11 protein-coding genes and 1 pseudogene are annotated in these 10,901 nt (G+C 49.9%); 7 read left to right on the top strand and 5 right to left on the bottom strand.

Features of this window, described 5'->3' with window-relative positions:
• A pseudogene (locus tag H6F72_RS13870) lies at window positions 1-113 on the bottom strand (photosystem II D2 protein (photosystem q(a) protein)); the annotation flags it as partial.
• Between the two features lie 383 nt (window positions 114-496).
• Here H6F72_RS13870 and H6F72_RS13865 point away from each other — a divergent pair.
• The 6 genes from H6F72_RS13865 (at window position 497) to H6F72_RS13840 (ending at window position 6,722) form a co-directional block, all read left to right on the top strand.
• Window positions 497-1,063, top strand: a complete 567-nt coding sequence (locus H6F72_RS13865; RefSeq protein WP_190436400.1) for a photosystem I assembly protein Ycf4 — start codon at window positions 497-499, stop codon at window positions 1,061-1,063.
• A gap of 165 nt (window positions 1,064-1,228) precedes the next feature.
• Window positions 1,229-2,017, top strand: coding sequence for a peptidylprolyl isomerase (locus H6F72_RS13860; protein WP_370527499.1), 789 nt, complete (start codon window positions 1,229-1,231; stop codon window positions 2,015-2,017).
• 32 nt (window positions 2,018-2,049) lie between these two features.
• Window positions 2,050-3,192 carry a beta-ketoacyl-ACP synthase gene (locus H6F72_RS13855; protein WP_190436394.1) on the top strand — a complete coding sequence of 381 codons (1,143 nt, stop codon included), beginning with the start codon at window positions 2,050-2,052 and terminating at the stop codon, window positions 3,190-3,192.
• 182 nt (window positions 3,193-3,374) lie between these two features.
• The gene (locus tag H6F72_RS13850) at window positions 3,375-4,928 is read left to right on the top strand and encodes an NAD(P)/FAD-dependent oxidoreductase (RefSeq protein WP_190436390.1); all 1,554 of its coding nucleotides are present in this window, start codon (window positions 3,375-3,377) and stop codon (window positions 4,926-4,928) included.
• Between the two features lie 347 nt (window positions 4,929-5,275).
• A complete protein-coding gene (locus H6F72_RS13845; protein WP_190436387.1) occupies window positions 5,276-5,836 on the top strand; it encodes a cyclic nucleotide-binding domain-containing protein in 561 nt (186 codons plus the stop codon).
• Between the two features lie 58 nt (window positions 5,837-5,894).
• A complete protein-coding gene (locus H6F72_RS13840) occupies window positions 5,895-6,722 on the top strand; it encodes a SirB1 family protein (RefSeq protein ID WP_190436383.1) in 828 nt (275 codons plus the stop codon).
• Here H6F72_RS13840 and H6F72_RS13835 read toward each other — a convergent pair.
• Complete coding sequence (locus H6F72_RS13835; RefSeq protein WP_190436381.1) at window positions 6,719-7,429, bottom strand: metalloregulator ArsR/SmtB family transcription factor; 711 nt, start codon at window positions 7,427-7,429, stop codon at window positions 6,719-6,721. The two genes, H6F72_RS13840 and H6F72_RS13835, sit on opposite strands and share 4 nt — an antisense overlap.
• Window positions 7,430-7,571: 142 nt before the next feature.
• Between H6F72_RS13835 and H6F72_RS13830 the strand changes: the two genes are divergently transcribed.
• Entirely contained in the window at window positions 7,572-7,811 is a 240-nt protein-coding gene (locus H6F72_RS13830) for a hypothetical protein (protein WP_190436379.1), read from the top strand.
• Window positions 7,812-7,893: 82 nt separating this feature from the next.
• Here the strand turns inward: H6F72_RS13830 and H6F72_RS13825 are convergent, their stop codons facing one another.
• The 3 genes from H6F72_RS13825 to H6F72_RS13815 form a co-directional block, all read right to left on the bottom strand.
• Window positions 7,894-8,580, bottom strand: coding sequence for a GDYXXLXY domain-containing protein (locus H6F72_RS13825; protein ID WP_190436377.1), 687 nt, complete (start codon window positions 8,578-8,580; stop codon window positions 7,894-7,896).
• Window positions 8,580-10,058: a DUF2157 domain-containing protein gene (locus H6F72_RS13820; protein ID WP_190436374.1), complete on the bottom strand. Its 1,479-nt coding sequence runs from the start codon at window positions 10,056-10,058 to the stop codon at window positions 8,580-8,582. The genes H6F72_RS13825 and H6F72_RS13820 overlap by 1 nt, the downstream gene beginning before the upstream one ends.
• Before the next feature lie 206 nt (window positions 10,059-10,264).
• On the bottom strand, window positions 10,265-10,900 hold the full coding sequence (locus H6F72_RS13815; protein WP_199299087.1) for a hypothetical protein: 636 nt from the start codon (window positions 10,898-10,900) through the stop codon (window positions 10,265-10,267).
• Window position 10,901 lies beyond the last annotated feature (1 nt).

Genomic DNA, 10,901 nt, shown 5'->3' with positions numbered 1-10,901 from the left:
AACAGCAGCAAGCCGGACCAGCCAACGAAGACGAAGCGATCGCGTTTCAGCCAGTCGTCGAGGGCGTCGAACCACCCCCGCTCTGCCTGCGCGCGTCCCATTGCTATGGTCATTTCAAATCCTCTTACTATTGCAGCAAAAAGTTTTTTGCCTCAGTGACACTCTTCTCATTATCCAAGGTTAGAAAAGTTTCTGCCTGGTATCGAGAAAGTTGCGAGTTTTCAGTTTAATGTCGGCCAATATGCTTGCTGAGGTTGAGCCTTAGCCATATTGGTCCTCGCTGGCCTTGTCTAGGCAACCGACATCCGATCCTGAGATAGGAGTTAACGTTTCTATATGATAGAAAATATCAGGATTTTTACAATCTGACACGTACTCTCTCAGCAATCTTTGGCTCTTAGACCGCTTAACTCATACTATAGGGTTGTGGGATTAGATAATTCCAGTTTGGAATTCCACTTCTTTAATTTTTGCGAATTTATATTGAGCGAGTCGCATGACTGCACAAGCTGCTTCCAAAGGGAATCTCGTCCTACGTCAACCGATTTTAGGATCTCGTCGTTTCAGTAACTACTGGTGGGCAACCGTTGTCTCGATTGGAGCCACTGGATTTGCTTTATCAGGTCTGTCTAGCTATCTCAAGGTAAACCTGCTGCCTGTATCCGACCCAACTCAACTAGTTTTTGTCCCGCAGGGACTGGCCATGAGTTTTTATGGAGTCGCAGGTTTGCTACTCGCGCTCTACCTATGGCTAGTAATTATTGCGGACGTAGGGGGCGGTTACAACGAATTCAACCAAGACAAAGGCACAGTCCAGATTTTTCGTTGGGGATTTCCGGGGAAGAATCGGCGCATCGAAATTACTTGCCCAATTTCGGATGTCCAAGCGGTACGCGTTGATCTCAGAGAAGGATTGAATCCGCGCCGCGCCCTTTATTTAAGGCTTAAGGGACGTAATGACATCCCCTTAACGCGGGTAGGCGAACCGCTACCTCTATCGGAACTAGAGAATCAAGGTGCTGAGTTAGCTCGCTTTCTGAACGTTCCCTTAGAAGGCCTGTAACCATTAGTCCCCCATTAGTTCGGCGCTTTTTAGCAACTATCCCTTCACTCGATTAGGATTTGGTATCCCATTAGACTCTTTGGGACTCAGTCAGTTCTGTTGAGAGAAGGGATCGTCGCATGAGATGATAAGTGGCTCTGATTGAGTAGGTAACGGAACATGCAGATGCGGCGTTGGTTAGTGTCACTTCTAGTGGTTAGTGCTTTGGTAGCAGGAGGATGTTCTCCTCAAGAAACATCTCCTTCACCATCTGACAGTTCATCTGCTGCCACCACTCCTTCGGCAAGCGCAACTCCAGTTAGCAGCCCCGAGCCTGCAAATCTGCCTCGCTTAGAGGGTAAAGCAACCGTAGAACTGACTGTGAAAGGTGGCAAGCCCATCACGATTGAGGTGGATGGCACAAATGCACCCATCACAGCCGGAAACTTCGTGGACTTGGTGCAACAAGGTGTTTATGACGGTTTAGTCTTTCATCGAGTAATCCGAGAGCCGCAACCCTTTGTTGTCCAAGGGGGCGATCCGCAAAGTAAAGATCCTAATTTCCCCTTAGAACAATTGGGTACGGGCGGTTTTGTAGACCCAGCGACTGGCCAACCTCGCAACATTCCTTTGGAAATTAAGCCAGAAGGCAGCGCATCTCCGGTTTATGGCAAAACATTGGATACGGCTGGTATTGCTGCAGCTCCTCAGCTAAAGCACACCCGTGGAGCTGTGGCAATGGCTAGGGCGTCTATTCCCGACTCTGCTTCTTCGCAGTTCTACGTTGCCCTAACAGATTTGAAATTCCTGGATCGGGATTATGCCGTTTTTGGCTATGTGACTCAGGGCATGGATGTGGTGGATAAAATCCAACAAGGCGATCGCATTGAGTCTGCCAAAGTCACTAAAGGCATTGAAAACTTGAAGCAGAGTGGCGCAGCGGCAACTCCTAGCCCCTCACCTTCTCCTCAATAAGTCGCTTTCTGGTGAGCTAGGTAGCAGGTGCTGTGGACGTAGTTGTAACAGGCATTGGCTTAGTGTCTGCATTGGGTGATACCTTGCAGTCGAGTTGGCAGAAACTTCTAGCTAATCAATCCAGAATTTTGCTGCGGCAGCCTTTTCCAGAATTAGAACCACGTCCTCTAGCCATGTTGGGCAAGTTCCCAGTGACGCTTAACTGCTTAGCTGAACAGGTGGTAGACGCAGCTTTACAAGATGCAGGTTTAGCAATTCCTCTAGCTGACTGTGGAGTTGTGATCGGCTCAAGCCGCAGTTATCAAAGCCAATGGGAGCTGCAAGTACGGCAACGCCTAATGGCCCAAACTTTACCGGATGACCCGATCGCGCTTCCTTGGCTAGATACACTGCCAGGGCAAGTGGCGATCGCAGCAGCTCGGCAAATCGGCAGTGGTGGCCCTGTTTTGGCACCAATGGCGGCTTGTGCGACTGGCTTATGGGCGATCGCGCAAGGCTATGAGCTGGTACGAACGGGGCAATGTCAGCGGGTGATTGCAGGAGCAGTAGAAGCGCCGATTACTCCTCTGACTTTAGCTGGGTTTCAGCAGATGGGGGCCTTAGCAGCCACAGGGGCGTACCCTTTCGATCGCCGCCGAGAAGGCTTGGTATTGGGGGAAGGAGCGGCTGTATTGGTCTTAGAACCAGCCGAGTTAGCTCAGCAGCGATCGGCCTCGATCTATGGCCGTATTTTAGGGTTTGGCTTCACTGCGGATGGTTATCACATGAGCGCCCCTGACCCGACAAGCCGCACCGCAATCAATGCGGTCAAGCAATGTCTCAAGCGCAGCCACCTCACTCCAGAAGCGATCGACTACATCCATGCTCACGGCACGGCGACCCAACTCAACGATCGCAACGAAGCGCATCTGATTCAGCATGTGTTTCCGCAAAGGGTTCTCGTGAGTTCGACCAAAGGAGCCACGGGTCACACGCTAGGAGTCTCTGGAGCTTTTGGCGCTGCTTTTTGCCTCATGGCGTTACGACACCAAATTTTGCCGCCTTGTGTAGGACTACAGCAACCAGAATTTGATTTGAATTTTGTGAGGGAAGCGGGCGATCGCGCTGTCCAAAATGCTCTCTGCTTTAGCTTCGGTTTTGGCGGACAGAATGCGGTTCTGGCATTTAGCCAATAATTTCAACCAAATCATTATTGGACCTTGGGTCGGAAGTTTTAGGCAAAACTCAGCCATTTCAGCTCAACTTCAGGCACTATCCTACAAATAGAGTTCATGCCTTGCTTACATCTCTTGCATCTAATGAGCTGGTGCAATTTAAGTAGGTGCGATCGCCCCGTTCCAAATTTGAGTTCACTTCCATGACCCTAACCGAACAAATTCTCTCCACCCTGCCGGGAGATATGCTGGGAGGACTCCGGCGTGCTGACGACTTGTGGTACAAGCTACGCCACCAGCAGCTTTCCGTGCCTACAGTGGTGCAAACTAGTCAGGAACCCTTAGCAGCAGTCGATTGGGATGTTGTGATCTGCGGGGGGACTTTAGGGATTTTTATTGGCGCAGCTTTAGCTCAGCAAGGTTGGCGAGTTGCACTAATTGAGCGGGGTGCGTTACGCGGGCGGGAGCAGGAGTGGAACATTTCACGGCAAGAACTACAGGTTTTCTTAGAACTAAATCTCTTGACTGAACCGGAATTAGAGCAGGCGATCGCCATAGAGTACAATCCTGCCCGCATTAGTTTCTCAGGGAGTTCTGACCTTTGGGTGCGCGACATTCTCAATGTTGGAATTGACCCAATTTTCTTGCTGGATAAGCTCAAGGCACGCTTTTTAGCCAATGGCGGCAAGCTGCTGGAACACACAGGTTTTGCAGGCGCGATCGCCCATCCCAACGGAGTGACAGTCAAAGCAGGGCAAGACCTAAAGGCACGGTTACTGATTGATGCGATGGGCCATTTTTCACCCATCGTGCAGCAGGCTCGGCAAGGTCAACCCCCAGATGGCATTTGCTTAGTGGTTGGCACCTGTGCTCAAGGCTTTCCCAAAAACGATTCCGGTGATTTGTTGGTGTCTTTCACGCCCATCCAAAATCAATGCCAATATTTTTGGGAAGCCTTTCCCGCCCGTGATGGCCGTACAACCTACCTGTTTACCTATCTAGATGCCCACCGCGATCGCTTTAGCTTAGAAACGTTATTTGAGGAATATTTCCGGCTGCTACCTGAATATCAACAAATTGAGTTGTCTCAGTTGCAGTTTCAGCGGGCCTTATTTGGCCTGTTTCCCTGCTACCAAAACAGCCCCTTGCAACCGTCCTGGAATCATGTTTTGCACGTGGGGGATAGTAGCGGTAGCCAATCACCGCTGAGTTTTGGTGGCTTTGGGGCAATGGTGCGTCACTTGGAGCGGCTTAGCCTTGGGATTCATGAGGCTTTAACCAGCAATGCGCTCGATCGCCAAGCTTTAGCTCTACTTCAGCCCTACCAACCGAATGTCTCAGTTACTTGGTTATTCCAAAAGGCGATGAGCGTGGGGATGCACCAGCAAGTAAACCCCAATCAAATTAATCAATTGCTAGCAGATGTCTTTCAAGAAATGGCTCAGTTAGGCGAGCCTGTACTGCGACCCTTCTTGCAGGATGTCGTCCAGTTTTCCGCTCTTTCCCGCACCCTTTTGCAGACCTCTCTGGCCCATCCCAGCTTAGTCGCCAAAATTGTGCCGCAAGTGGGTCTTCCTGCTCTGCTTAATTGGACACGGCACTTCGGCGGCTTAGCGCTTTATAGCGCTTTATATCCCTTGGGGCATGCGATCGCCCCTTGGACCAAACGTTGGTCTCCCACCCAGAAATACTATTTTCAGCGCTGGCTACAGGCGTGGCAGTATGGCGCAGGCGGTGACTATAAAGGCTCAAACTGAAAATTAGAAATTTGTAAAAATTCAATGCAACTTTAGATGTAGTCAAGAGATTTTAGTGAGCCTTTCCGGGTGCGCAGGCGATCGCTAGAAAGACTTCATTAAATTGCTGCTGTTTCTTGCTGCTGATCCCTCCAGTCATAGTCGAATGGCCTAACCACTGAGTTTGGTTATTGAGGTTGAGCTTAATTGTCGGGAAAGCATGACTCTATTTCTAACCGCCGTTTGGAATTGGGTCACGCTAGGGTGATAGAAGAAATCAGCAGCAAGATACTGACATATTCCATCCAGACTACCGACACTGAAGGAAACGCTTCAGATTCTGCTTGTAGCGAACTTGAACAGACAACATGAAGAAAGTTCTTTTTATTCTGGGGGAGTTGACTGATGATGACATCGACTGGATGATCGCCATCTCTACTCAAGAGCGAGTTCTAGCAGGCACAACTTTGATCCGCGAAGGACAACTAATTGATGCCCTGTACATTATTATTGACGGTACTTTCACGGTTTCTGTGCAAGCATTAGGTGACAAAGAAGTTGCACACCTTTCTAGCGGCGAAGTTGTAGGTGAAATGTCCTTTGTGGATGAGCGACCTCCCTCAGCCACTGTGACAGCAGCAGTAGAGTCTTTAGTGCTTTCGATTCCTCGTGAGGAACTCGCTACCAAGCTGCAACAAGATATCGGTTTTGCCTCCCGGTTTTACCGCGCCCTAGCTATTTTTCTCTCCGATCGCTTGCGAGGTACTGTAAGTCGGCTCAGTTCTGGTCGAGAACCATCCGCCGAGGAGCGCACCGCTCAGGAAAATAGCTTGGCTCCCAATATTCGCGATAACCTGGCTTTGGGAAACACCCGCTTTGACTGGCTCCTCAGACGGCTCCGAGGCATGAACGCTCAAACCCTTGAGTAAAATGACTCGTCTGAATGTTACGAGCACCTAATCACGTAATGGCGTAAGGCAAGAATTCATGACGGATCTTCCGTGGGCGCGACAATGCTTTTACCGTACGATCGCTCAACCTGATGAGCAGATTAATTTGGCAGAAGCAGCGCTTTACATCGCCCAAGAAGAATACCCAGACCTAGATATAGAAGCTTACTTCAATGCTCTAGATACAATGGCCAGCGAGGTGGAAGAACGTCTGCCTACTGAGCGGTATCCGCTGCGGATGATCCAAAGTATCAACCAGTATCTCTACGAGGACTTAGGGTTTACGGGAAATACCTCTGACTACTACGACCCCCGTAACAGTTTCCTTAACGACGTGATCGAGCGCCGGACGGGTATTCCGATCACGCTTTCCTTGGTTTATATGGAAATTGCGCGACGAGTGAACTTCCCTATGACAGGGGTAGGGATGCCAGGACATTTTTTGATTCGCCCCAGCATTGAGGAAATGGAGGTCTATGTTGATGCCTACCATCACGGTGAGACTTTATTTGCAGAAGATTGCCAAACTCGCCTAAATCAAATCTATGGTCAGTCCGTGGAGTTGCAACCAGTCTTTCTACAACCCATTGGTCCGCGCCAGTTCTTAGCCCGGATGCTGACCAATCTCAAAATGATTTACCTCAATCGGGATCAAGCACAGAAATCTTTGGCGGCGATCGAGCGGATTTTACTACTGTTTCCGGATGCTCCCTTAGAACTGCGCGATCGCGGCATTGTGCACTACCATCTAGGTGCCTGGCCTGAAGCTCACAAAGACTTAAAAACTTACCTAGCTAAAGTACCGGATGCGGAAGATGCTGTGGCAATTCAACAATTGCTCGATCGGATTGCACCAAACCTTTAAGCAGGTTGAATCCGATAGGCACAACGGCGATCGCCTTGGATGATATGCTCGACTCGCTCTACTGCTACACCTGACCCCAGCAGAGTTCTAAACATTTCCAACTCAGAACCACACAGTTTTTGGCACGTTTGAGCAGCCGCACAGATGGGACAATGATTCTCGACTAGCAGCCAACCTCCTTCGGCCTCCAATACCCCAGCCATGTAACCTTCTTGGGTTCGGAGGTGAGCCAGATGTCGCACTGGTTCAGCAATGCCTGCTTGAGCAATCCACTCTTGCCAAGTTGACTCTGCGATCGCTCCTGATATCGCTTCTGGCAGTTTTGTCGCGTAGGTTTGCAATTGGCGACGCATCCGGTCGGCCAATAGTTTTTCTAAACCTGCTGTGCCAAACAAAGTTTCAACCCCTAGGAGCAAGTCAGTCATGAGGTCAGCATGACTGTCAGGAAATAATTGCAGCGATCGCTCTGTTAGTTGCCAAAGCTTGACAGGACGACCCAAGGGACGACGCTCCTCTTGATAAGTTACCCATTGCTCGGCTTGTAGCACCTGTAAATGTTGGCGTACTGCCATCGGAGAGACTTGCAACTGTTCAGCTAGAGTTGTGGCAGTCTGAGCCCCCTGAGTTTTTAGCAGATGTAAGATTTGATCTTTGGCTTTTTGTTTATCCTCCAGTGATTCTGGGGAAGTCGTCGAAGAATGTTTCATAAAGTCTGGATGAAGGCCAATAGGCTTTTAAGCTGAATTTAGAAAAAATGCTTAGATCTCAGTGAAGCTACGATGGAATTCGCCTCTAGAATGGGTAAATTGAGATAGCTCTAGATCAATCTATCAGGTTCAACCTCCATCTATGGGTATAAAAATTAATCGCTCCATCCTCTTTATCGTCACTTGCAGCGCTGTTGGCGTCATTCTAGGAGGAACTGCAAGCTGGGCAGATAGCAATAGCTGTCTCCAGGCTGAAACGCCGACGAATACATGCTTGACTCAGGACCCAACGGTTAAGACGATGGAAGGCATGAGTAGTGGTTTAGTTGCAGGTGCTGGTGCAGCCCTAGGTGCAACTTTCCATCTCAATCGCAAAGATTAACTTCATCACCTTAAGCATTCATGTAGGGAATTTCATAGTGAGGCAGGGCTTCACTATGTTTCCCGTTTGCTAGGACAAGCTATCAGAACTGATAGTGATAGGTCTGCTTTGCAGATGCTTTACCCAAGGTTACCCAAAAACTCAGGGGTACAGCATTGCCTTGAGCATCAACCTTGACCTCCACCACAATCGGTTGCGTGGCTTGGTTCGCTTGCGCCGTATTAATGTTTTGGTTGATGGCATCTCGCTGGTCTTCTGGAATGTAATAGCGCTCTAAGCCGTACTGAACCGTATTATTACTGGTTCGACCTTGGAGTTCTAACCCATCCGGAACCGTATTATTGCCGATTTGACCTCGGAGGATGACCTGATTCTCGACTAAATTAGTGGGGCGATCGCCGCTGATACGAACTGCTCGCCAAGGTGACGGCGGATTAGTACTAGCAACACCCGGAGCTTCTAGCACCAGATAGAAGAACCTAGTCGCAGGCCACTCAGAATTCGCAGATCTTTGTCTCTCAAACTCGCTCCAACCTGGAAGCTGACGCAAGGTATCTACTCGGGAAATGTCATAGCTGAGTGTGACTGAGTAGCCGCGCAACAGGTCATAGGGGTCTACAGGAGCCGTCTTTAGAATTACGGTTCGACCTGTGAGTTGGGTGTGCAGTGATTGAGCTGGAATCGCCAGAATAAGAGCGGCTTGGCATACCAATGGTAGCCAGAATCTCCAGCTCGGCAATGTTCTAGAAGCTGACGGAGTGGGTGCCATCAATTTTCCCCCTCGGTTGGGTTAGGAGTGACTGAGAGCCGTGAATGGGTGCTGAGCGTGCGAATGTAGCGCTCGTACCAGAGACCGATGGCAATAACCCCAAGGCCACACAGTAAGAGCACAAAGGACTTAAAGACTAAGCTGGTGCTGTACTCAAACAACCGACTCAAAGTTTGTAGGACGAACAAAGTCATGCCGAGCCAGAAGTTGCGGCGTTGACCTGAAGCGATTCCCTCCCGAATCAATCCTGCTCCTAGCAAAAACAACAGAACATTCACAGTGAAGGTGGCGATCGCTGGCATGAATTCTCCCCCTTGGGGCAAAAACGGTAGCCCAGCAAGGATGCCAATAAAACTAGCCATCACTGGCGTAGAAAGCTCCAAAGGACGGCGCGGAGAACGTCCCTTGGCTTGGCGAGCTAAGTATAACCACTCCAGCAAGGTGAGTCCTAAGAGCACGGTTACGTTTGCCCACAGCGCATTAAATGTTTCAGGGATTGTGGTGGGGTAGTAAGTAACTTGTCCATCCCAAAACCCGTGAAACGAAAGCCAGTACAGCAGCACACTCAGAAATAGCAGTGCTAAGCTACGCGCGAGCCAATGAAAAGGACGGTGCGTCTCCAAATTGGAAAGTCGATGTTGGCCTCCTTCGGCCCAAAATGTATCATCGTAGGCCCAGAGCAAAGCGGGCGGTAGGGCAAAGGCGATCGCGCTGAGCCAAGGGGTTTCAGCGATTAGTCGGTCATAGTTTAAGCCTAGAACGCTTAAGTTGCCTTCAAAAGCCGAAATCACTGCGATCGCGCCTAGGGCAAAAATGACGCGAGAACGACACCAATAAGCGAGAGGAACGGTAAGCAAAGCAATACAGAGCGGCATGTACTGCAAAAACCAGCGCAGCCAAATGCTACCTAGTTCTAGCGTTCCCCAATTAAAGAATGCTTGCCAGTATCCCAAGCCTAGTAGCAAAATTGCCACGACTCCTAGGGAAGTAAGGCGCAGGCTATAGGCCATCGCCATAACCCCCAAACCCCAAACCAAATACAGTTCATGGCTGGGGCCGTTTACCTGAAACATCTGAGCCATCAGCGCCAAGTTTGCGCCTAAAACTAGAGTGCCGAGGAGTAGTAAGCCTTGGCCGAGCCGTTGCTGCCAGCGCTCCGTACCGAAAGTGTATCGCTGCCGCCAGAGGTAAAATCCAGCGGTATTGACGCCTACGAATAAACTGAGCAACAGCGTCATCTTGACGGATCGGGGCCACTCCTGCCAGTTGGCTGCCACAAAGGTAATGACGGCTAAACCGACTAGAATACTGCCGAGACCAATCAAAACCAGCGTAAAACGATTGCGGGCTGCCGTTTCTAAAGTGTTGAACTGATAACGCTCAGCAATTTGTTGGTATTGAGTCGCATCAATTAAACCATCTCTGCGCCAGTACTCTGCTTCCTGGCGTAGCTGATATCGAAATTTGTCTGAAGGCATAAGAACCTCCTGCTTAGGCTGACTAATAGGCCATAAGCAGTTGAATGACAGCAGGATGCAAGCTAAAGAACCAGACGATGAATTTTTCTAAAATCGTTGCAGTTCTAGCTTGTTTTTACTGTGTCATTAGCAGCCCAATCAACAGACATAGCTAGACCAGATTCTAGACCTCCACAACCCAGGAAACGGATTACTAGAACCTGACGTTAGGAGTTCTTTTTGTTAGAAGGCGTGGCAGGTCGATTGGGCGCAGGGTTGCTGGGGGTTTGCGGCCTCGGGGCAGGGGTTTCTGGGTGCAACTGCTGCCGACCATTGCGAATAATACGGACCATTTCGCTCAATTGCTGCTCCATATCGCCTAGGACGCGATCGGCGTAGACATCTGCACCTTCTTGGATGTCTTCACACTCCGCGATCGCCATTCGTCGCATTTCGTCTAGGTCTTGCTGAGCTTGACGACGCATGCGGTCAATTTCATCCATCGTCTGCTCTTGCATGGCTTCACATTCCTGCTGCACGCGCTGGCGAATTTGTCGGGCTTCCATCTCGGCTTGCCGAATAATGCCTAGCTCATCTAGAATCTGGGCTGCCCGCCGTTCTGCTGCTTCTACGAGTTCTTGGGCATATTGCTCAGTCTGCAACAGAATGTCATCTTTATGCTGCAGCAAATCTTCTGCATCTCGAAAAGCAGTCGGTAAGTTGAGCCGCACCAAATCTAGTTGGTCGAGCAACTGCTCTTCATCAATAAGCGTGCGGCGGCTCAGGGGAATACGAGGGCTATCTAGAATCATTTCTTCTAGCCGATTCAGCTCTCGTTGAATATCTACGCTGCCTGCCCGCACA

The organism is Trichocoleus sp. FACHB-46, assembly GCF_014695385.1.
Lineage (GTDB): Bacteria > Cyanobacteriota > Cyanobacteriia > FACHB-46 > FACHB-46 > Trichocoleus.
Note: the sequence above shows the minus strand (reverse complement) of the source record. Positions and strands in the feature narration are given on the sequence as shown.